At 68.6% G+C, this 20,802-nt stretch carries 18 protein-coding genes and 1 tRNA gene; 12 read left to right on the top strand and 7 right to left on the bottom strand.

Features of this window, described 5'->3' with window-relative positions; genetic code table 11:
* The first annotated feature begins 4 nt into the window (after positions 1-4).
* A complete protein-coding gene (locus tag Q8Q71_RS06830) occupies positions 5-1,801 on the top strand; it encodes an IlvD/Edd family dehydratase (protein WP_305758876.1) in 1,797 nt (598 codons plus the stop codon).
* Between the two features lie 43 nt (positions 1,802-1,844).
* Here the strand turns inward: Q8Q71_RS06830 and Q8Q71_RS06825 are convergent, their stop codons facing one another.
* From Q8Q71_RS06825 to Q8Q71_RS06810, 4 genes are all read right to left on the bottom strand, one after another.
* Entirely contained in the window at positions 1,845-2,888 is a 1,044-nt protein-coding gene (locus Q8Q71_RS06825; protein ID WP_305758875.1) for a LacI family DNA-binding transcriptional regulator, read from the bottom strand.
* Between the two features lie 172 nt (positions 2,889-3,060).
* Positions 3,061-3,489, bottom strand: coding sequence for a hypothetical protein (locus Q8Q71_RS06820; RefSeq protein ID WP_305758874.1), 429 nt, complete (start codon positions 3,487-3,489; stop codon positions 3,061-3,063).
* A 19-nt stretch (positions 3,490-3,508) separates the two neighbouring features.
* Entirely contained in the window at positions 3,509-4,771 is a 1,263-nt protein-coding gene (locus Q8Q71_RS06815; RefSeq protein ID WP_305758873.1) for a TadE/TadG family type IV pilus assembly protein, read from the bottom strand.
* On the bottom strand, positions 4,768-5,217 hold the full coding sequence (locus tag Q8Q71_RS06810) for a PleD family two-component system response regulator (protein ID WP_305758872.1): 450 nt from the start codon (positions 5,215-5,217) through the stop codon (positions 4,768-4,770). The genes Q8Q71_RS06815 and Q8Q71_RS06810 overlap by 4 nt, the downstream gene beginning before the upstream one ends.
* Before the next feature lie 188 nt (positions 5,218-5,405).
* Here Q8Q71_RS06810 and Q8Q71_RS06805 point away from each other — a divergent pair, with 188 nt between their 5' ends.
* Positions 5,406-8,723: an EAL domain-containing protein gene (locus Q8Q71_RS06805; RefSeq protein ID WP_305758871.1), complete on the top strand. Its 3,318-nt coding sequence runs from the start codon at positions 5,406-5,408 to the stop codon at positions 8,721-8,723.
* 64 nt (positions 8,724-8,787) lie between these two features.
* The gene (locus Q8Q71_RS06800) at positions 8,788-9,192 is read left to right on the top strand and encodes a response regulator (protein WP_305758870.1); all 405 of its coding nucleotides are present in this window, start codon (positions 8,788-8,790) and stop codon (positions 9,190-9,192) included.
* Positions 9,193-9,223: 31 nt separating this feature from the next.
* Here Q8Q71_RS06800 and Q8Q71_RS06795 read toward each other — a convergent pair whose 3' ends face one another.
* Complete coding sequence (locus tag Q8Q71_RS06795) at positions 9,224-9,571, bottom strand: hypothetical protein (RefSeq protein WP_305758869.1); 348 nt, start codon at positions 9,569-9,571, stop codon at positions 9,224-9,226.
* A gap of 259 nt (positions 9,572-9,830) precedes the next feature.
* On the opposite strand from Q8Q71_RS06795, the gene Q8Q71_RS06790 reads away from it, so the two are divergent.
* The gene (locus Q8Q71_RS06790; protein WP_305758868.1) at positions 9,831-12,023 is read left to right on the top strand and encodes a DEAD/DEAH box helicase; all 2,193 of its coding nucleotides are present in this window, start codon (positions 9,831-9,833) and stop codon (positions 12,021-12,023) included.
* 31 nt (positions 12,024-12,054) lie between these two features.
* Here Q8Q71_RS06790 and Q8Q71_RS06785 read toward each other — a convergent pair whose 3' ends face one another.
* On the bottom strand, positions 12,055-12,906 hold the full coding sequence (locus tag Q8Q71_RS06785; RefSeq protein ID WP_305758867.1) for a class I SAM-dependent methyltransferase: 852 nt from the start codon (positions 12,904-12,906) through the stop codon (positions 12,055-12,057).
* 13 nt (positions 12,907-12,919) lie between these two features.
* On the opposite strand from Q8Q71_RS06785, the gene Q8Q71_RS06780 reads away from it, so the two are divergent.
* The 3 genes from Q8Q71_RS06780 (at position 12,920) to alr (ending at position 15,693) form a co-directional block, all read left to right on the top strand.
* Complete coding sequence (locus Q8Q71_RS06780) at positions 12,920-13,402, top strand: helix-turn-helix domain-containing protein (RefSeq protein WP_305758866.1); 483 nt, start codon at positions 12,920-12,922, stop codon at positions 13,400-13,402.
* Between the two features lie 128 nt (positions 13,403-13,530).
* Positions 13,531-14,613, top strand: coding sequence for an ABC transporter ATP-binding protein (locus tag Q8Q71_RS06775; protein ID WP_305758865.1), 1,083 nt, complete (start codon positions 13,531-13,533; stop codon positions 14,611-14,613).
* A 45-nt stretch (positions 14,614-14,658) separates the two neighbouring features.
* Positions 14,659-15,693: an alanine racemase gene (gene alr, locus Q8Q71_RS06770; RefSeq protein ID WP_305758864.1), complete on the top strand. Its 1,035-nt coding sequence runs from the start codon at positions 14,659-14,661 to the stop codon at positions 15,691-15,693.
* A 4-nt stretch (positions 15,694-15,697) separates the two neighbouring features.
* Here alr and Q8Q71_RS06765 read toward each other — a convergent pair whose 3' ends face one another.
* Complete coding sequence (locus tag Q8Q71_RS06765) at positions 15,698-16,978, bottom strand: amidohydrolase family protein (RefSeq protein ID WP_305758863.1); 1,281 nt, start codon at positions 16,976-16,978, stop codon at positions 15,698-15,700.
* 113 nt (positions 16,979-17,091) lie between these two features.
* On the opposite strand from Q8Q71_RS06765, the gene Q8Q71_RS06760 reads away from it, so the two are divergent.
* The 5 genes from Q8Q71_RS06760 to Q8Q71_RS06740 all read left to right on the top strand — a co-directional run bounded on the left by Q8Q71_RS06760 (position 17,092) and on the right by Q8Q71_RS06740 (position 20,797).
* Positions 17,092-17,964 (top strand): MoxR family ATPase, encoded by an 873-nt coding sequence (locus Q8Q71_RS06760; RefSeq protein WP_305758862.1) that lies wholly within the window; start codon positions 17,092-17,094, stop codon positions 17,962-17,964.
* A gap of 100 nt (positions 17,965-18,064) precedes the next feature.
* On the top strand, positions 18,065-18,958 hold the full coding sequence (locus Q8Q71_RS06755; RefSeq protein ID WP_305758861.1) for a methyltransferase type 11: 894 nt from the start codon (positions 18,065-18,067) through the stop codon (positions 18,956-18,958).
* Positions 18,959-19,081: 123 nt separating this feature from the next.
* Positions 19,082-19,675 carry an HD family hydrolase gene (locus Q8Q71_RS06750; protein WP_305759015.1) on the top strand — a complete coding sequence of 198 codons (594 nt, stop codon included), beginning with the start codon at positions 19,082-19,084 and terminating at the stop codon, positions 19,673-19,675.
* A gap of 3 nt (positions 19,676-19,678) precedes the next feature.
* The gene (locus Q8Q71_RS06745) at positions 19,679-20,620 is read left to right on the top strand and encodes an NAD regulator (protein ID WP_305758860.1); all 942 of its coding nucleotides are present in this window, start codon (positions 19,679-19,681) and stop codon (positions 20,618-20,620) included.
* Between the two features lie 87 nt (positions 20,621-20,707).
* Positions 20,708-20,797, top strand: a tRNA-Ser gene (locus Q8Q71_RS06740).
* Positions 20,798-20,802 lie beyond the last annotated feature (5 nt).

The following is a 20,802-nucleotide window of genomic DNA, read 5'->3' as shown; positions in this document are numbered from 1 at the left end:
ACCCATGACAGACCGACCGAAGAAGCCGCTGCGTTCGCGCGCCTGGTTCGACAATCCCGACAACCCCGACATGACGGCGCTCTATCTCGAGCGCTATCTGAACTACGGCCTGACGCGGAAAGAGCTGCAGTCGGACAAGCCGATCATCGGCATCGCCCAGACCGGTTCCGACCTGAGCCCCTGCAACCGGCACCATCTTGTGCTGGCCGAGCGGCTGCGTGAGGGCATCCGCGAAGCCGGCGGCATCGCCATGGAATTTCCGGTCCATCCGATCCAGGAAACCGGCAAGCGGCCGACGGCGGGGCTGGACCGCAACCTGGCCTATCTGGGCCTCGTCGAGAGCCTCTATGGCTACCCGCTGGACGGCGTCGTGCTGACCATCGGCTGCGACAAGACCACCCCGGCCTGCCTGATGGCGGCCGCGACCGTCGACATCCCCGCCATCGCCCTGTCGGTCGGTCCCATGCTGAACGGCTGGCACAAGGGCGAGCGCACCGGCTCGGGCACGATCATCTGGAAGGCGCGCCAGATGATGGCCGCCGGCGAGATCGACTACGACGGCTTCATCGAACTGGTGGCGTCATCGGCGCCGTCCGTCGGCTATTGCAACACCATGGGCACGGCCACGACGATGAACTCTCTGGCCGAGGCCCTCGGCATGTCCCTGCCCGGCTCGGCCGCCATCCCGGCCCCCTATCGTGAGCGCGCCCAGGTCGCCTATGAGACCGGCCTGCGCATCGTCGAGATGGTGCGCGAGGATCTCAAGCCCTCCGACATTCTCACGCGCGAGGCCTTCCACAACGCCATCGTGGTCAACTCGGCGATCGGCGGCTCGACCAACGCGCCGATCCATCTGACCGCCCTGGCCCGCCACGCCCATGTGGACGTGCCGCTGAAGGACTGGGAAACCCACGGCCTGCATGTGCCGCTGCTGGTCAACCTGCAGCCCGCCGGCGAATATCTGGGCGAAGACTATTTCCATGCCGGCGGGGTGCCGGCCGTGGTCAACGAACTGATGAAGCACGGCCTGATCCATGAGGACGCCCTGACCGTCTCGGGCCGCACCATCGGGGAAAACTGCGCCGGTCGCGAAATCGCCCTGCCCGACGTCATCAAGCCTTTCGACACGCCGATGAAGACCGACGCCGGGTTCGTGGTGTTCAGCGGCAATCTGTTCAATTCCGCGATCATGAAACTGAGCGTCATCAGCCCCGAGTTTCGCGAACGCTATCTGTCGAACCCCGACGACCCGAACGCCTTCGAAGGGTCCGCCATCGTGTTCGACGGACCCGAGGACTATCATCACCGCATCGACGACGAGAGCCTCGGGATCACCGAGCAGACCCTGCTGTTCATGCGCGGGGCGGGCCCCATCGGCTATCCCGGCGCTGCCGAGGTGGTGAACATGCGGCCACCGGACTATCTGATCAGGAAGGGCGTCCACGCCCTCGCCTGTATTGGCGACGGGCGGCAATCCGGGACCTCCGGCTCGGCCTCTATTCTCAACGCCTCGCCGGAGGCGGCGGCCGGCGGGAACATCGCCCTGCTGAAAACCGGCGACCGGGTGCGCATCGATCTCAACACGGGGCGAGCGGACATGCTGGTTTCCGACGCCGAACTGGCCGAACGCCGGGCGGCGCTCGAAGCGGCGGGGGGCTACGCCTATCCCGCCTCACAGACGCCGTGGCAGGAAATCCAGCGCGGCATGGTCGGCCAGCTGGAAACCGGCGCCGTGCTGGAGCCGGCCGTGAAATACCACCGCATCATCGATCGTTTCGGCGAGGCGCGGGACAATCACTAGGGACGGCGCCGCCCCGTCGTCGGCATCCTGACGGCGCGCGGCGTCAGGCCTCGGCCAGGCTCCGGGGCGGCCCCGAGGACTCGCGAATAACCAGGCTGTGAGCCATCAGGTGCTCCTGGGGCAGATCCTCGTCCCTTTCGCGGCCGGGCGGGGTTTCCGTCAACAGACGAATGGCGGTCTCGGCCATTTCAGCGATCGGTTGGCGAATGGTCGTCAGGGAGGGCCAGACGGCCGTCGCCAGGGGCGTATCGTCGAACCCCACGACGGTCAGTTGCCCCGGCACGTCCAGCCCCCGTCGATGAGCCACGGCGATGGCGGCGGCGGCCATGTCGTCATTACTGGCGAAGATCGCCGTGGGCGGCCGGCGGGCCGACAACAAGCGCTCGGCCGCCTCGAATCCGGACCGGTAGGTGAACTCCCCCGCCTCGACCAGGCATTCCGCCGTCGGTTCGGCCATCGCCAGCTCGGTCTCGAAGCCGATCAGCCGCTCGGCGCTCGCCGTCTGGTTCGAGGCTCCCTTGATGAAGCCGATACGCCTGTGGCCGAGCTCCAGAAGGTATCGGGTCATGTCCGCCGCGGCGGCCATATCGTCGATCCGGACGCCGAGCGCGTCGGACTTGAACCGACCCGCGGCCACGGCCACGGCCCGCAGCCCATGCGCCTGCAACTCCCCCAGGGCCGCCCACGATTCGCCGTGCGGCGGCGGAAGCACCACGCCGACGACGCCTCCGGCCACCAGCCGCGTGATCGCCGCCCGTTCGCTTGCCGCATCCGGCTCGCACTTCTCGATCAGGAGCTGGGCCCCCGCCCGGTGCACTCCCTCCAGCGCGCCGATCAGAAATTCGCTGAGATAGCTGGCGCTGGGATTGGAGTAGAGGATTCCCAGACGGCCGGCTCCGGCCCGGGCCAGGCTGCGCGCGGCGGCGTTCGGCGTATACCCCAGCCGCTCGACCGCTTCCATGACGGCCTCGCGGGTCGCGGCCTTGACCCCGGGAACGTGATTCATCACGCGCGATACCGTCATCGGCGAGACGCCCGCCGCCCGGGCGACATCGCTGATCTTCACGACGGACTTTACAGCGGCCATGTCTGTTCCCCGCCGCGGTCCCGCGGCTTTGCCGGAACGGCTTAGCAATCTCGCGGGGATTTCGACAGCCCGGGCGTCACAGGAAACACCGCGGCGCACGGCGAGCCCCTCAGCACGCCGGAGTCGGTCCCCGGGCAGGCGTCCGACAGTCGCGGCTCGCCGCCTGGCAGACCTAGTCCGCGCGGTCGTCGGCGCTTTCGCCGTCGCCGCGGCGGGCCGAGCGACGGCGGTCCTCGCGCCGCATGCCGCCGTTCAGCATCATCAGTTCGAGCCGGATCTCGATCAGGCGCAATTCGACCGAACCAATGGCCAGCAGGATGACCGAGGTCGCGAGCGCGGCGGCCTCGAAGGCGACGGCCACCACCGTGGCGCCCTGCCCGAGCACCTCGCCCGCCACCAGGGTCAGGGCGAGAGCCGCGGTGCTGAAGGCCACGCCATAGGCGCCCAGCGCCTTGAGCAAGGATCGGCGCGGCGCTCCCATATTGACGCGGGCGCCCGGCTTGCGGCGGTCGCGACCCCGCCGTTCGCTGCTGGCGCGGCGGTCGGCGGGACCCGCGGGTCCATCCAGGGTCTGGGCGACGCTCTCGGCTTCGACGGACATCGGGCTTCTCCTGGCCGGCTCAGCGAACGAGCCGCGAACCGGTGTTGGGGCCGACGCCGCTGGGCACCGGAACATCGGAGGCGTCGTAGTTGGCGTTGATAAACAGCGACGGCGAACCCTGCAGTTGCAGGCTCCTGGCGATGATCACGGTCCAGGCGCTGTCACGGGCCACGTCGGCCCGGCCCTCGACGACCAGTCGGGCGTTCGGCACATAGAGGACGCCAAGCAGGCTTTCGACATTGTCGCTCGAGATGACGAAGTCCAGGATGTTGTCGCGCGTGGCGCCCATGACGATGCCCGCATAGTCCCCGGTCATGCGGCCGGACAGCCGCACAAGGGCGCTGTCGGTGAAGGCGAACCTCGACGTCCTGTCGAAAAACACCGCCACGTCATCCCCTTCGAGACGGGCGTTCTCCCTGACCAGCAGGTGCCCCGCCAGGAACCAGTGCTCGCCGGGCTCGAGCGTGACCGTGGCCGAACCCGAGATATCGATGCCGCCGCAATGCATGCCGGGCGGGATGCTCCGCGAGCCGAAGGCCAGTCTGAGCGGCTGCATGGGCGACCCGGCGGGACAGCCCAAGCCCGGCGCGCGGTCGAGGTCAAGGGTCGCGAACGGGTCATCGATAGGCTCCGCGCCGGTCCCCGGGCTGGGGCTGATCGCGCCGCTCGCCGAGGTCACCGCCTGGACAGCGGCGCCCGTGATCGAGCCGCCCTCGACCAGGATGTCGCGGTTGGAGTGGACCATACAGGCGGGAGCCGCCAGTCGTCCCGAGTCCTGCACATTGAGGATTCTGTCCCGCGTGTCGCCCGTGGTGAGGACGCACAAGGGCACCAGCCCCACCGAGGAGGCGGTGGCGTCGCCGACGAAATGCCAGCCGCCCGGCGGCAGCATATTGGCGAAGAAGGACGGCCTGTGCCCTTCAAGGAGCACCCGGATCGCGCGCTGGCCGGCCTGATCGACGATCTCGTAGCGCCCCACATAATCGGGGGCGTCGGACCACTGGCTCATTTCGGCGACCACGAAGGAGGCTGCGCGTTCCTTGGCGGCCGCGCCGTCTGTGGCCAGGGCCAGGGCCGGCGCGCCGGCCAGGGCGCCGGCGTCGGCGATGCTCTGCAGCCGACCCTGGGCGGTGCTGACCGCCAGCAGGTCGATGGCGCCGACGCCGAGCAGGAAGACGGCCGGCCCGACGAAGGCGAATTTCAGGGCGATCGAGCCGCGCGTCTCGCGCAGGAACCGCCCGATCCCCGCTGCAAGTCGGCGAAGCCCCCCTGCCCCCGTCATGCGGCCTCACCCTGTCTGTGGACGGCGGCGCGGACGCGGCGCTCGGCCTGCGAGGCCCGCAGGACATAGCGGATCTGATAGGTCAGCAATCGCCAGTTCAACGGCTTGGTGACGAAGGAGGTCGCGCCGAGACGGAAGGCCCTGTCGATCGCCTCGACATCCTCACGACCGGTCTGGACGATGACCGCCAGATGTTCGGTAAGCGGATCGGCCCGCAGTCGCGACAGGACCGCGAACCCGTCCATGACGGGCATCTCGAGGTCCAGCAGGACGACGTCATATTCGCGGGCGGCCAGGCGCTCCAGCGCCTCGGCGCCATTCTCCGCGACATCGATCCCCGCTTTCGGGGACGCCAGATTGACCTGGGCGAATTCACGCAAAATGGGGTCGTCGTCCACAAACAGGATGCGGGAAGTCTCGTCGAGGACGTAAAAAAAGCTACTCACGGCTTTCCCCAAGGGCCTGCGCGGCCCTTCCGGTCCCAGGACCAGACCCTACGCTTAAGGGAGAAGTCATTAATCCTCCGTATAACGGGGATCAGTCGACCGGGGGTGCTCTGGAATTGCGAAGCAAAGGCAAGTCTTCGGGCGGCTCGATCCGTCGAAAACTGATCGCGCTTGTACTAACCTCACTTGTGACGACCTGCGTTGTTACAGCGACGCTTGCCGGCTGGATCGACGCCCGCCGGCAATCGGAACTCGAAACCCAGCGGCTGGCCCAGACGGCGCGGGTGATCGGCTCGCTGGCGGCCCGCTCGGTTCACGATGGAGATACGTCGGGCGCCTTCGTGGCGATCCGCTCGATCGGCCAGATGCCGGACATCAGCTACGCCCGCATCGTGGGCCCCGGCGGCCGGTTGCTGGCCGAGACCGGCGGCGGAGTCCGGCTGAACTCCGACGCCAGCGTCGGAGAGGACGGCGGAGCCTCGCTTTGGGCCGTATTGAACAGCGGCACCATCCAGGCGACCGCGCCGATCATGAGCGAGGGCCGAAGGGTCGGCGAGATCACCCTACTGGGCCATACCCCGGGTCTGAGGGCGCGCATCCTGGGCGCGGTCCTGATCAGCCTGGCCGGCGCTGGCGTAGCCTTGCTGGCGGGCCTGCTGATCGCCCTGCGCATGGCTCGCCGGATCAGCGACCCCATCGTCGAGCTGGCCGGGTTCACCAACGCCGTGTGCCGGTCAGAGGATTACACCAAAGGCCCCGACATCGCCGCCGATGGAGAGGTGGCCGATCTCGTGTCGGGTTTCCGGGCGATGATGGAAGGCATCCGCGTTCGGGACGACAGGATCGCCGCCCATGTCGCGGGGCTCGAGGAACAGGTCGCGACGCGGACGGCCGAACTCTCGGTCGCAAGGGACGTGGCGGAGGCGGCGACGGCGGCCAAGTCCGACTTCCTCGCCGTCATGAGCCATGAAATCCGGACGCCGATGAACGGCATACTGGCGCTCAGCGAACTGCTGTCCAGCTCCGAGCTTCCGGCCCGACAGCGGCGCTACGCCGACGTGATCGCCAAGTCCGGCCGATCCCTGCTGAGCATCATCAACGACATTCTCGATTTCTCGAAAGTCGAGGCCGGCAAGATGGATCTGGAGACCCTCGAGGTCGATCTGGCGGAGGCGGCCGAGGACGTCGCCAGCCTGTTCGCCGAACGGGCGATGGAGAAGGGCCTGGATCTCGCCGTCTACGTCGATCCGCGCATCCCGGCCGTGCTGGCCGATCCGACCCGTCTGCGGCAGGTGCTCGGCAATCTGGTCAATAACGCCATCAAATTCACCGGGACGGGCGGCGTCCTGCTGACCATCGAACCCGACGGGAACGGCTACCTTTTCGGCGTCACGGACACGGGGCCGGGCATTCCCGAGGACAAGCTGCCCAAGCTGTTCGAGGCCTTCTCCCAAGCCGACCAGAGCACTACGCGCAAGCACGGGGGTACCGGCCTGGGCCTGACCATCTGCGACCGGCTGGTGCGGGCGATGGGCGGCGAATGGCGGCTGTCGAGCCGGGAGGGCCAGGGCTCGACCTTCGCCTTCCACGCTCCGCTGCGAACCGCCGGCCCGGACATCGATCCCGGCGTCGACGGCCGCGGGCTCCATGTCACGATCGGCGATGTGGGGCCGATGACGGAACGGGCGTTGGTCCGCTACCTTGAAGCCCTTGGCATCGGCCGCGCCGCCGGGACGGAGGTCGCCGTCGCGGCCTTCCGCGGCCCTCGCGCGCCCGCCTCCGCCATCCCGACGGTGATCATCGCCTCGGCCCGGGACGAGATCCCGCCGGGATCGTCCGTGATGAACCGGCCCGTGCGCCGCTGCGATGTGATGACCCTGGCCCGCCAGATATGCGCGGGCGAGCCGCTCCTGCTCGAAGAGACCTCATCGGGCGCCGCGACGACCCTCCAGTTCCCCGGCGCCCGGGTGCTTGTCGTCGACGACTCCGACGTCAACCGCGAGGTCGCGTCGGAGGCCCTGCAGCGGCTTGGCGTCGAGCCTGTGCTCGCCGAGGACGGGCTGCAGGCGGTGGAACGGCTTCGCACCCAAGCCTTCGACCTGGTGCTGATGGACGGATCCATGCCCCATCTCGACGGATTCGAGGCCACCCGGTTGATCCGCGCGGAGGAAGCCGACCAGAACCGCGACCGCACCACCATCCTGGCCCTGACTGCCCACGTCGTGGGGTCCGCCGCGGACGCCTGGCGAACGGCCGGCATGGACGGGGTCATCCACAAGCCGTTCACGGTGGAGGACCTGTCAAAAGCGCTTCAAGGCCACTGCGGTCATCTGGCTCGCGACGAGGCCTCGGTCAGGCCGACACTGGAACCCGAGCGCCATGCGGGCGACAACGAACTGTTCGATCCGGCCACCCGTGCGGATCTCGCGGCCATGGCCAGCAATGGCCGGTCCGACTTCGTCGAACGGGTCGAGACCCTGTACGCCGTCAATGCGCCCCTGCGGCTGCAGGACATCCGCGATGCGCTGGCGGCCGGCGAGGCCGAGGCGGCGGCGCGCGGCGCCCATGCCCTGAAATCCATGAGCCTCAGCCTCGGGGCCTCGGCCGTGGCGTCGGCCGCCTCGGCGGCCGAGAACGCGGCCCGGCGGAACCAGATCGACGCGATCGACCTTCCCGCCCTGGTCCGGCTGGTGGACCGGACCCTGGCGTCATTCGCGGGCGGAGTCGCTCCGGCCGCATCGGCCGCACCGGACGCACCCGGAATCCGCAGCGCCTTCGACCGCGCGGTGAGGGACGGACACCTGCACCTCGTCTACCAGCCCCTGATGGACCGGAGTGGAGCGTTTTCCGGCAAGGTCGAGGCCCTGGTCCGGTGGACCTGTCCCGACCGCGGCGAACGGAGCCCGGACTCCTTCGTCCCCGAACTGGAAGCGGCTGGCGCCGTCGCCGATCTCACCGACTTCGTCATGGTCCGCGCGATGCAGGACGGCGCGGGGCGGGACGACGTCCGGATTTCCTTCAACGCCTCAGCCGACGAGTTCCAGAAGACCGAGTTCGCCGACAGGGTCGCCGCGGCCGCCCGTCGTCAGGCCTTCCCGCTCGACCGGCTGGAGGTCGAGGTGACCGAGACGGCCATCCTCGACATCGAACGCGCCCGCCCCACCCTCGATCGTCTGCGGGAAATGGGCGTGGCTGTGGCTCTGGACGATTTCGGAGCGGGTTACACCAGCCTGCACGCGCTGCGGGAGCTTCGCTTCTCGACCCTGAAGATCGATCGCAGCTTCGTGGCCCGCTGCACCGATGACACGGCCTCGGCGGCCATCATCCACGCGGTCATCGGCGTGGGTCGCTCGCTGGGCATGAAGATCGTCTGCGAAGGGGTGGAAACCGAGGCCCAGGCGCAGTTTCTGAAGACGGCCGGAGTCCATCTGATCCAGGGCTATGTCTATCGCCGGCCCTGCGTCTTCGCGGAACTTCCCCGAGGCGACGCCCAGGCGGCGGCGTGATCTTAATCATTTCTGTTCAAACTATCACAGGGATCGGCGGGCACAGTCGATTCCGGAGACTGTCATGGCTGTCATAGTAATCGTGGACGACGACCCGACCGTCCGGCTCATCGCCACGGAGTTGCTTCGCCAGGAAGACCATGTGGTCGTCGAGGCCGACGACGGCGAGGAAGCCCTGAAGATCATCGGCTCCATGGCCGTCGATCTGGTGGTTCTCGACATGCTGATGCCGAACAAGGACGGGCTGGAGACCATCGTCGAGCTTCGCCGCGCGTGGCCGCACATCCGCGTTCTGGCCATCTCGTCCGGCGGCCGCGTCGGCGCCGACCAGCTGTTGCGGACAGCCATGGTGCTCGGCGCCGACGACACCCTGGTCAAGCCATTGCGGCTCGAAACCTTTGCGCGCTCGGTCTCGCGGCTCCTGTCACGGCCAACCACCGGTCAGGACCCGCACCGCCAGAGCGCCTGACGCGCCGCGCCGGCCGGAACCGCCGATCGGGTCAGCTATCCTCGATGCCGGCTCGATCCGACAGATAGCGCGCGCCGATATAGGCGGTGGCCAGCCACAGCGCCGACCAAAGGGCCCAGGCGACGGTGGCGTCTTCCAGGCGCACATTCACGTCCTGGGCGGTTCGCATCTGGCTGATCGCGCCGACGGCGGCCGCGGCGCAGGCGGACGAAAGCACGACGATCCGGGACCACGGCCGGGCCAGAAACAGGGCGAGGCCGCCAATCGCCAGCAGCACCGCCGAAATCAGCCATGGCAACTCCTGCCGGTTCAGGCCGAAAGCGGCGTTGAACAGGGCGTAGATCAACAGGGTTAAGCCGGCGGCGCGAAGCACGAACATGGTGAAGCCTGTGTGAGGGCTGGCAGCATCCACCCGACGGCCTGTCCAAATCGTAAAGCCCGGAACGAATTACCTGCGGGACAGCCGGCGCTTGCAGCGGGGAGCCGCGCGGGCTATGCGCGGCGCCGGAATGGGCGCCGCTCGCGGAGGCCGATCCCCGCATCATCCACCATTCCGCCGTTATTTCCCCTCATAGGCCGCCGTCCGCCGCTACCCGCGCCGACCGTTCGCGCGCTGAATCGTGCTATTGGACCGCCCCATGCCCTTCCCCGCCAGTCATCCCGCGCTCGACCGCGCCCTGCACGAACGCGGCTATGCCGAGCCCACCCCGGTGCAATCGGCCGTGCTGGAGGCCGAAGCGGGCCGCGACCTGCTCGTGTCCGCACAGACCGGATCCGGCAAGACCGTCGCCTTCGGCCTGGCCCTGGCCCCCACCCTGCTGGGCGAGGCCGAGAAATTCGCCGAGTTCGGGGCGCCGGTGGCCCTGGTCATCGCCCCGACCCGTGAACTGGCCCTGCAGGTCTCGAATGAACTGCAATGGCTGTACGCCCAGACCGGCGCGCGCATCGTCTCCTGCGTCGGCGGCATGGATCCCAAGGTCGAACGCCGGGCCCTGGAACGCGGCTGCCACATCGTGGTCGGCACCCCGGGCCGTCTGCGCGACCATCTGGAGCGCGGTTCGCTGGACCTGTCGACGCTGCAAGCCGTCGTGCTCGACGAGGCCGACGAGATGCTGGACATGGGCTTCCACGAAGACCTGACCTTCATCCTGGAAGGCGCGCCGGCGGAACGCCGCACCCTGATGTTCTCGGCGACCCTGGCGCGCGACATCGTGCAACTGGCCAAGACCTATCAGAAGAACGCCCTGCGGATCGACACGGTCGCGGGCAACGCCTCGCACGCCGACATCGAATACAAGGCCATCCGCGTCGCCCCGAACGAGGTCGAACTCGCGGTCGTCAATGTGCTGCGCTATTTCGAGGCCCCCGGCGCCCTCGTCTTCGCCAATACGCGCGAGCGGGTGAAGCATCTGACCTCGTCGCTGCGCGAACGCGGCTTCTCGGTCGTCGGCCTGTCGGGCGAGCTGACCCAGAGCCAGCGTTCCGAAGCGCTTCAGGCCCTGCGCGACGGACACGCCCGCGTCTGCGTCGCCACCGACGTCGCCGCGCGCGGCCTCGATCTGCCCGATCTCGGTCTGGTCATCCATGCCGAGATTCCTGTCAACAAGGCCGGCCTGCTGCACCGTTCGGGCCGCACCGGCCGGGCCGGCAAGAAGGGCGTCTCGGTCCTGCTGGTCAGCTACACCCGTCGCCGCAAGGTCGAGCTGATGCTGCAATCCGCGTCGATCAAGGCCGAATGGTCGGGCCCGCCCTCGGCGGACATGATCCTTGAGAATGACCGCAAGCGCATGCTGGCCGATCCCGTCCTGACCGCGCCGGTCGAGGACGAGGACATGCTGGCCCTCGGCCGGCAGCTGCTCGAGAAGAGCACGCCCGAGCAGATCGCGGCCGCCCTGATCCGCCTGTACCAGCAGAAGCTGCCCGCGCCGGAAGACGTCTATGACGACGACCGCATGAAGCGTCAGCAGGAGATCGGCAAGAACGACAAGGGCCAGCCGGACGTTCCGTATACGGACTTCGCCCGCGGCGGCGACATGGTCTGGTACCGGATCAACATCGGGCGCGACAAGAACGCCGACCCGAAATGGCTGATGCCGACCATCTGCCGTCTCGGCCATGTCACCAAGCGCGACATCGGCGCGATCAAGATCTTCGAGCGCGAGACCAAGTTCGAGATCACCCAGGAGATGCAGGCCAAATTCGAGGCCGCCATCGCCCTGGGCCTCGAGGAAGGCGTCAAGATCGACCCGGCCGTCAAGCCGGGCCCGTCGGAGAAGCCCGTCAGCCGCTGGGACAAAAAGCCCGGCGCGGGCGGCGACCGGCCCGAGAAGAAGCCGTGGAAGGCTCGCGAGGAAGGCGGCGACAAGCCGGCCTGGAAGCCGCGCGAGGACCGTCCCGAGGGCGCGAAGAAGCCGTGGGTGAAACGCGAAGACAACGCTCCGGCGGCTGAAGGCAAGAAGCCTTGGGTCAAGCGCGACGAAGTTGGCGACAAGACCGCCTGGAAAGCCCGCGAGGACCGTCCGCAAGGCGACAGGAAGCCTTGGGTGAAGCAGGACGACGCTGCTCCGGCCGCCGAGGGCAAGAAGCCCTGGGTGAAACGCACGCCGAACGATCCGACGCCGCCGGGCAAGAAGCCGTGGGTGAAAAAGCCGGCGGCCGAAGGCAAGACGCCCTGGGCGCCGCGTTCCGACGCCGAGGCGGCTCCGGCCGCCGCCGGCGACAAGCCATGGAAGGGCAAGCCCAAGGGCGGCGATCGTCCGTGGGCGGCCAAGGACGCGCGCGGCAAGCCCGCCGGGGCCAGGCCGCCGTACAAGGTCAAGGGCCCGCGCTGAGTGAACCCTCGCGCCCTCTCCGAGGGTGACCTCACCCGGGGTTGCGGGCCCGGACCAGCCAGCAGGCGGTCGTGATATGGGCCGCGCCGGAGGTCACCCAGGCCTCGAAGGCCTGTCTGACGGCGGCGACGATCCGGCTTCTCCGGTCTTCGTCCAGATCAGGCAACAGCGCGCCGACCGGGCCCATTCTGGCGGCGTAGGCGTCCAGATCCACGGCGGACAGCGTAACGACGAGGTCCAGCGGCTGGATGTCGACGTCCCGCCATCCGGCTGCGGCCAGAATCCCGCGGACCCGCTCCGCATCGGCGAAGGCGAACTGTCCGGGCCCGGCGGGATCGCGCGCGGGAAGTTCCGGCAGCAGCGGCGCCGCCGCCCGTTCCGCCGCGGTCATGAATGGATTCTCCTCCGCGCTGCGCCAGGCGATGAACGCCAGTCCGGCGTCGGGCCGGGCGGCTCGCCTGATGTTGGCGAAGGCGGCGACCGGATCGGCGAAGAACATGACTCCGAAGCGCGAGATCACCCCGTCGAAGGCTGCCGGCTCGAACGCGTATTGCTGCGCATCGGCGGCGATGAAGCGGCAGGTCTCGAGACCCGCCGCTTCGGCTCGACGCCGCGCGGCCTCGATCAGGGGGACGGAGATGTCGACGCCCGTGCATCGGCCTCGCTCCCCGAGATGGCGAGCGGCCCCGAGGGTCGTCGCGCCCGCGCCGCAACCGACGTCCAGCACGTCGCCCGCGCCGAGGTTCGCCACGACCTCCACCAGCGCCCGTTCGAAGGGTTGGAGCAGGCGGTCCAGCAACTCCTGCTGCTCCACCCAGACTTCGCCGACGCGGGCGTTCCAAAGCCTGGCCTGCGCTTCGTTGGCTTCCTGTCCTGACTTCATCGTCTGATCCTTCTTGATTTCCGTACCGGCGGAAGCGACGCTACAACTTCAAGCTAGGTTGAGGTCAACGGTGAAATCTCTCGATATCGCCGAGGTCGCGCGGCGTTCCGGCATGGCCGCGTCGAAGCTCCGGTTTTATGAGGAGAAGGGGCTGATCGCCTCCGTCGGCCGACACGGGCTCAAACGGCTGTTCGACCCGGGCGTGCTCGAACGCCTGTCGTTGATCGCGCTGGCCCAGACCGCCGGTTTCTCACTCGACGAGATAGGCGGCATGTTTGGCGAAGACGGCCGACCGCGCCTCGACCGAATCCAGCTCTCCACGAAGGCTGACGAACTGGATCAAACCGTCAGGCGTCTCAGCGCCCTTCGGGACGGGCTCCGCCATGCGGCGGCCTGTCCTGCGCCCAGCCACATGGAATGCCCGACCTTCCAGCGACTCCTGAAGACGGCGGTCTCACGACGCCCGGACCCGGCGACCGCGCAAATGCGTCGGTAGCTCGCCTGCTCTTCGGGACCCCAGGGAGGATTGCAGACGGACTGTAACCGTTTACGGTGACCGCAAAACCCGGTTTCATGCAGCGCGAAGCGCAGTGGACCAGACAAGAAGTTGCGGGCGGGAAACATATGGCGGACGTCCGGCTGACCGGCGTGACCAAAAGCTTCGGGGCTGTCGAGGTCCTGAAAGGCATCGATCTGGAGATCGCGGACGGCGAGTTCGTGGTCTTCGTCGGGCCGTCGGGCTGCGGCAAGTCCACCCTGCTGCGCACCATCGCCGGCCTCGAGGAATCGACCGGCGGCGACATCGCTATCGGCGGACGCTCGGTCAACGACCTGAGCCCGTCCGACCGGGGCATCGCCATGGTGTTCCAGTCCTACGCCCTCTATCCGCACATGAGCGTCTACGAGAATATGGCGTTCGGCCTGAAGCTGGCCAAGGCCGACAAGGCCGAAATCGACCGGCGGGTGCGCGGCGCGGCCGGGACGCTGAACATCACCGATTATCTGGACCGCAAGCCCAAGGCCCTGTCCGGCGGCCAGCGCCAGCGGGTCGCCATCGGCCGGGCCATCGTGCGCGAGCCGCAGGTTTTCCTGTTCGACGAGCCCCTGTCCAACCTCGACGCCGCCCTCAGGGTGCGGATGCGCTACGAGTTCGCCAGCCTGCACGAAAGGCTGAAAACGACCATGGTCTATGTCACCCACGACCAGGTCGAGGCCATGACCCTGGCCGATCGGATCGTGGTGCTGAACGCCGGCCGGATCGAACAGGTCGGCAAGCCGATGGAGCTGTACGATCGGCCCCGCAACCTGTTCGTGGCCGAGTTCATCGGCAGTCCGAAGATGAACCTGCTGCCGGCCGAGATCGTCATGGCGACGGCCAAGGGCGCGACGGTGCGGACCGGGGCGGGCGAGACGCTGAAGGTCGCGGTCAATGCGGCGCGGGCGAAGGCCGGCGACAAGGTCACCCTGGGCGTCCGGCCCGAGCACCTGACGACGGCCGGCAAGGGCGATGCGGTCCGCGCCGAGGTGACCTTCGTCGAGACCCTGGGTCATGCGACCTACGCCTATCTGACCGCCGGGGAGGCGCCGGTGACGGTGCTGTTGCCGGGCGACGCGCGGCCCTCGACGGGCGAGACGTTGAGCCTGAAGGTTCCGCCGGATCAGGCGCATCTGTTCGACGCGGACGGCGAGGCTTTCGTTCGCCTGTAGGCTCCGCTTGTTGCATCGCACAAGCAGGTCGCCATAGATGGCGGAATGCCCGCACCGGCCACGCTCACCATCGACCTGAACGCCCTCGCCGCCAATTTCCGCACGCTGGAAGCGGTGGGCGGCGCGCCCGTGCATCCCGTGGTCAAGGCCGACAGCTACGGGCTGGGCGCCGCCGCCTGCGCCGCACGACTGATGGCCGAGGGCGCGCGAACCTTCTTCGTGGCCCGGACCAGCGAAGGCGAGCGGCTGCGGGCGGCGCTGGGACAGACGCCGACGATCTATGTGCTGGACGGATGCCTGGCTGGACGGGCGGCGCGGCTGCGGACCGCAGGGTTGAAGCCGGTGCTGAACACCGGGGCGCAGCTGGCGGAATGGCGGGCGGCCGGCGGCGGAGGAAGCGGCCTGCAGATCGATACGGGCATGAACCGGCTGGGATTCCGCGTCGAGGAGGCGCCGGAGCCGTTCGAGGGGCTGGATTTGGTGTTGAGCCATCTGGCCTGCGCCGACGATCCGGTCGAGCCGATGAACGCGCGGCAGAGGGACGCCTTCGCGGCCGCGGCGGCGCGGTATCCGGGAACTGTGCGGTCGTTCGCCAATTCCGGCGGCGCCTTCCTGGGGCCGGACTACGCCTTCGACGCCCTGCGGCCGGGCGTCTGCCTGTACGGCGGCGGTCCGGAGGGGCGGCCCGACGACCGTATCCGGCCGGTGGCGACGCTGACGGCCGAGGTGCTGCAGGTGCGCGAGGTTCCGGCGGGCGAGAGCGTGGGATATTCGCGCGGCTTCGTGGCGCGCGGATCGACGCGAATCGCGACCTGCGCTGCGGGTTACGCTGACGGCGTCTTGCGGGCTTACAGCCCGAAAGGTCTGGTCCATATTGCGGGGGAGCTACGGCCGATCGTGGGGCGGGTGTCGATGGATGTCTGCGCCGTGGACGCCACCGGGCTGGATGTCGCCGTCGGGGACCGAATCGAGCTGTTCGGCGTGAACCGGATGGTGGACGACGCCGCTGCGGCGGCAGGGACCATCGCCTACGAGCTGCTGACCTCGGTCACCGCGCGGATTCCACGCGTCTACACCTGAACCGTCAGCGCGCGTCCCGGACCACAGCCCCGCCCTTGATGACCACGGGCACGGTTTCGAGCATTCGTACATCGGCCAGGGGGTCGCCGGACACGGCGATCAGGTCGCCATAGCGGCCCGTCACGATAGCGCCGACGTCGCTCTCGCGGCCCAGGGCCTGGGCGGCGTTCCAGGTGGCGGCGCGGATCGCCTCGGCGGGGGTCATGCCGTATTCGACCATGATCGCGAACTGCCGGGCGTTCTGGCCATGCGGATAGATGGCGGCGTCGCTGCCGAACACCATCCGGGCTCCGGCGCGGTGGGCGGCGCGGAAATTGTCTCGCTGCAACTGGCCGATCTCGCGGTCCTTGCGCAGATTGTCCTCGGTGACCCCGAACTCCGTGCCCGTCGCCTGGGTGAAGTCGGTGTTGTAGATGTCCATCGACAACCAGGTCCCGTGCTGGACCGCCAGGCGGATGCCCTCGGCGTCGATGAGGGAAGCGTGTTCGATGGTGTCGATGCCGGCGCGGATGGCGTCGGCGATGCCCGAGGCGCCGTGGGCATGGGCCGCGACCTTGAGACCCCACATATGCGCCTCGTCGGCGACGGCCGTCAGCTCGGCCAGCGTCATCTGCTGCTGGCCGGGCTCGGTGTTGCGCGAGAAGACGCCGCCGGTGGCGCAGACCTTGATCACCTGGGCTCCGTATTTGCGCACCTCGCGCACGCTGTGGCGGGCCGCGTCGACGCTGTCGGCGTTGTAGTCATTGGCCTGGGCCAGGGAGCGCGGCAGGCCGGTGTCGTCGCAATGGCCGCCGGTGGCGCCGAACGACACGCCAGCCGGAATGACGCGCGGCCCCTCGATGAAGCCGGCGTCGATGGCCTGACGCAGGGCGACGTCGGCGAAGTCGGGACCGCCCAGATTCCGCACCGTGGTGAAGCCCGCCATCAGGTTGGCGCGGGCGTTGGGGACCTGAAGCACCGTCTCGAAATCGTCAGCGTACTCGAGCACCTTGAAGCCCGAGACATAGGGGGTTCCGGCGAGATGGACGTGCATGTCGATCAGGCCGGGCAGAAGGGTCAGGCCCGGTAGATCGAGGCGGCGGGCGTCAGCGGGAAGGCCGGCGGGGGCAGCGGTTCCGACTGACGTTATCCGGCCATCCGTGACCACGACGACAGGGTTGTCGACATAGCGACCGCGCTCGACATCGACCATGCGTGCGGCGGTGACGACGAGGGTGTCGGCCCGGGCGGGGCCGGCAAGCCCCAATGTGAGCGCGACGGCGGCGGCGATCAGTCGATGCAGCATGGTGGTCTCCCCTGTCCAAAGAGGCTGGCATGGCGCGCGGGGCGGGGCAACATGATCGTTGTTAACCCGCTCCGCCTTCGCTAACCCGGAGCCGATCCCCACCGGAGCCGACCATGTCTCGCCCGTCCGACCGCTTCGAAGGCACTTCGAACTATATCGCGACCGATGACCTGAAGATCGCGGTGAACGCCGCCGTGGCGCTGGAACGCCCGCTGCTGATCAAGGGCGAGCCCGGCACGGGCAAGACGGTCCTGGCCTATGAGATCGCCCGGGCGATGAACGCCCCACTCATCACCTGGCACATCAAGTCCACGACCAAGGCCCACAATGGCCTGTACGAATATGACGCCGTCTCGCGGCTGCGCGACAGCCAGCTGGGCGAGGCCCGCGTCCACGACGTGCGCAACTACCTCAAGCCCGGCAAGCTGTGGGAGGCGTTCACCGCCCCTGCCCGCCCCGTCCTGCTGATCGACGAGATCGACAAGGCCGATATCGAATTCCCCAACGATCTGCTGCAGGAACTCGACCGTATGGAGTTCTACGTCCAGGAAACGGACGAGACGATCCGCGCGGAGGTGCGCCCGGTCGTGGTCATCACCTCCAACAATGAAAAGGAGTTGCCCGACGCCTTCCTGCGGCGCTGCTTCTTCCACTACATCCGCTTCCCCGACGACGCGACGATGCGCGCTATCGTCGAGGTCCACTTCCCCGGCATCAAGCCGCGTCTGGTCTCGGAGGCCCTCAAGACCTTCTACGAGATCCGCGACACGCCCGGCCTGAAGAAAAAGCCCTCGACCTCGGAATTGCTGGACTGGCTCAAGTTGTTGCTGGTCGACGACATCGATCCGGAGACCCTGCGCGAGAAGACGCCCCACAAGCTGATCCCGCCCTTGCATGGCGCCCTGCTGAAGAACGAGCAGGACGTGCACCTGTTCGAACGTCTGGCCTTCCTGAATCGCCGCGAAGGCGCGCGGCCCGGCGGTTGAACACATCAACGAACAGGTTTCGTCACCCGCCTTACCGCGATTTCACTGGAAAATGAATCCGGGGCGCGCAGGATGTCCTCGTGACCAGGACCGCAAGTCTATGACCGTTCGTCCCTTTCTGATCCCGACCGTCTGCGCCCTCGCCGCGCTCGCCGCCTGCGACGAGGGCAGCTCGGTGCGCATTTCCTCGACCCGCGAGGATGCCGACGCCAAGGGCGTGCTGAAGGTGGTCGAGACCCTGCAATGCCCCCAGACCATGGGCTCGCTGACGCGCAAGGGATCGGCCTCCGCCGGCGGCACCGTCTGCACCTATGTCGGTCCCAAGGGCGCCGAGGTCAGCCTTCACCTCGTGCCGCTGGACGACGAGACCCCCGCCCAGATCCTCAAGGCCTTCGAACGGCGCCTGTCCGGCCACCTGCCCCGCGCTGTGGAGCAGCTGGCGGCCTCCGAGGCCGCCGCCGCCCGGGCGGCCGCCTCGGCTGACCTCGCCGCCGATGCCGCTGACGCCGCCGCGGCCACGGCGGAGCGCGCTGCAGAACAGGCCGCTTCGGCGGCCGATCGCGCCTCGGTTCGCGCCCCCGGCGTCGCCATCGACGCCCATGGAGACGACGCCTCCGTCAGCCTGCCCGGAATGCGCATCGAGACGCGCGGCGACAAGGCCAGCGTTCGCATCGGCGGCTTCCATATCGACGCCGACGACAGCGACGGCTCCGCCCGCATCACCGGCTCCGGCGGCGATGGCGAAAACGTCAGCATCAACGCCCGGGACGACGCCGCCGAGATCCGCGCCAGCGCCGGCGGCGACGCCACCCGCGTCAGCTGGATCCTGACCGACAACCGCCCGTCGGAAGCGGGCTGGCGGCTGGTCGGCTACGAGGCCCGCGGTCCCGTGGGCGGCCCGCTGGTGGTCGCCACAGTCCGCTCCCGCGATACAAATCGCGACCGTGCCTTCGAGGACGCCAAGGACCTGGTCACGCTCAACGCCGGGGAATAAACGGCGCCCGCCCTTGATCGCGCCGTCCCGATGCGTCACCAACCCTGCCCACGAGAGCAGGAAAAAGCCTTGGCCGTCACGCCCCGACCGTCACCCTCGAAAGAGCCCCGCGCCTGGCAGCGGATGCTGTCCGGCCGCCGCCTCGACCTGCTCGACCCCTCGCCTTTCGACATCGAGATCGAGGACATCGCCCACGGCCTGGCCCGCGTCGCCCGCTGGAACGGCCAGACCATCGGCGAGCATGCCTTCTCGGTCGCCCAGCACTCCTGCGTCGTCGAGGAGATCGCCGCTCACATCAGGCCGGGGCTCGAGCCGAAATGGCGGCTGGCCGCCCTGCTCCATGACGCCTCGGAATACGTCATCGGCGACATGATCTCGCCGTTCAAGGCGGCACTGGGTATGAACTACAAAGCCTTCGAGGCACGGCTGGAAGGCGCCATCCACGTTCGCTTCGGCCTGCCGCCGAAGAACCCGATCGCCGTCAAGACCCTGATCAAGAAGGCCGACCGGGCCTGCGCCTTCTTCGAGGCGACGCAGTTGGCCGGCTTCACCCGGAAGGAGTCCCTGCTCCTGTTCGGCGCCCCGCCCGCGGGCTACGAGCTGACGATCGATCCCCTGCCCGCCCCCGTCGCCCAGCAGCGCTATCTCGAACGCTACCGGGTGCTGGCCGAGGCCGTGGGCCTCATGCCCGCCGCCGACGCCTGGCATACGGAATAGGTGATGGAGACCGCTGGCGAACAGGGCGTCCGCATCGGTCTCTCCGCCGTCGTCATCGCGCTGCGCGACCGCAAGGCCTGCGTCCTGACCATTCCCGGGGACGACGGCGCCGCCGCCCTGCCCTTCGGTCCCTTCGATCCGACCCGCGACCGCACGTTCGAACTGGCGCTGCGCGCCTTCGTCACCGCCCAGACCGGCTTCCGCCTCGGCTTCGTCGAACAGCTCTACACCTTCGGCGACCTCGGCCGGGGCAGCCCCCGCGCCACCCCGGGCCCGGAACGCCATCGCGAAGTCTCGGTCGGCTATCTCGCCCTGACCGCCGACGCCGCCGACGTCCCCCTGGCCGAAGCTCGCTGGACCCCGGTGCTGGACATCTTCCCGTGGGAGGATCGCCGCGACGGGGCCCCGGCCTGCTTCGCCACGCTCGTCGCCGATCTCGCCGCCTGGGCAGCCGACGATCCACGCCGCCAGGCCCGGATCGAAACCCTCTTCGCCACCACGCCCTCCCATCGCTGGAACGAGGGCCGGGTGCTGGACCGGTATGAATTGCTTTACGAGGCCGGTCTGGTCGCCGAGGCCGCCCGCGATCAGGATCGGCCGTCGCCCGCCGCCGCCCCGGGCCGCGCCATGGCCTCCGACCATCGCCGTATCCTCGCCACCGGTCTGGGCCGGTTGCGCAGCAAGCTGAAATACCGCCCCGTGCTGTTCGACCTGATGCCGGCGACGTTCACCCTGTCCGAACTCCAGGGCGCCGCCGAGGCGGTCGCGGGGCTGTCGCTGCACAAGCAGAATTTCCGCCGCGGCGTCGAACGCACCGGCCTGGTTCAGCCCACCGGCCGCCTCTCGCCCGCCACCGGCGGCCGTCCCGCCGAACTGTTTCGCGTCATCGACGGCGACCTCTCAACCGGCGAGACGCTGGGGCTCCCGCTTCCCGCCCAGCGCTGACACGATTTATCGCCGAGCCCGCTTGCGGCGCGGCCCCCCGCCCATTAGAGAAGCCGCTCGCTCGACCAAAGCGTCTATCGGCCCCGCGGAGAGGTGGCAGAGTGGTCGAATGTACCGCACTCGAAATGCGGCGTGCCTTTGCGGGCACCGTGGGTTCGAATCCCACCCTCTCCGCCACCGGT

The organism is Brevundimonas sp. (assembly GCF_030704825.1).
In the GTDB taxonomy this organism is placed as follows: Bacteria; Pseudomonadota; Alphaproteobacteria; order Caulobacterales; family Caulobacteraceae; genus Brevundimonas.
The sequence above is the reverse complement of the archived record's forward strand: the minus strand, read 5'-3'. Positions and strand labels throughout refer to the sequence as shown.

Excerpts from the sequence above, each read along its gene's own strand:
- Q8Q71_RS06830 (WP_305758876.1), top strand. The coding sequence starts at position 5 with ATGACAGACCGACCGAAGAAGCCGCTGCGTTCGCGCGCCTGGTTCGAC.
- Q8Q71_RS06825 (WP_305758875.1), bottom strand. The coding sequence starts at position 2,888 with ATGGCCGCTGTAAAGTCCGTCGTGAAGATCAGCGATGTCGCCCGGGCG.
- Q8Q71_RS06820 (WP_305758874.1), bottom strand. The coding sequence starts at position 3,489 with ATGTCCGTCGAAGCCGAGAGCGTCGCCCAGACCCTGGATGGACCCGCG.
- Q8Q71_RS06815 (WP_305758873.1), bottom strand. The coding sequence starts at position 4,771 with ATGACGGGGGCAGGGGGGCTTCGCCGACTTGCAGCGGGGATCGGGCGG.
- Q8Q71_RS06800 (WP_305758870.1), top strand. The coding sequence starts at position 8,788 with ATGGCTGTCATAGTAATCGTGGACGACGACCCGACCGTCCGGCTCATC.
- Q8Q71_RS06795 (WP_305758869.1), bottom strand. The coding sequence starts at position 9,571 with ATGTTCGTGCTTCGCGCCGCCGGCTTAACCCTGTTGATCTACGCCCTG.
- Q8Q71_RS06790 (WP_305758868.1), top strand. The coding sequence starts at position 9,831 with ATGCCCTTCCCCGCCAGTCATCCCGCGCTCGACCGCGCCCTGCACGAA.
- Q8Q71_RS06785 (WP_305758867.1), bottom strand. The coding sequence starts at position 12,906 with ATGAAGTCAGGACAGGAAGCCAACGAAGCGCAGGCCAGGCTTTGGAAC.
- Q8Q71_RS06775 (WP_305758865.1), top strand. The coding sequence starts at position 13,531 with ATGGCGGACGTCCGGCTGACCGGCGTGACCAAAAGCTTCGGGGCTGTC.
- alr (WP_305758864.1), top strand. The coding sequence starts at position 14,659 with ATGCCCGCACCGGCCACGCTCACCATCGACCTGAACGCCCTCGCCGCC.
- Q8Q71_RS06765 (WP_305758863.1), bottom strand. The coding sequence starts at position 16,978 with ATGCTGCATCGACTGATCGCCGCCGCCGTCGCGCTCACATTGGGGCTT.
- Q8Q71_RS06760 (WP_305758862.1), top strand. The coding sequence starts at position 17,092 with ATGTCTCGCCCGTCCGACCGCTTCGAAGGCACTTCGAACTATATCGCG.
- Q8Q71_RS06755 (WP_305758861.1), top strand. The coding sequence starts at position 18,065 with ATGACCGTTCGTCCCTTTCTGATCCCGACCGTCTGCGCCCTCGCCGCG.
- Q8Q71_RS06750 (WP_305759015.1), top strand. The coding sequence starts at position 19,082 with ATGCTGTCCGGCCGCCGCCTCGACCTGCTCGACCCCTCGCCTTTCGAC.
- Q8Q71_RS06745 (WP_305758860.1), top strand. The coding sequence starts at position 19,679 with ATGGAGACCGCTGGCGAACAGGGCGTCCGCATCGGTCTCTCCGCCGTC.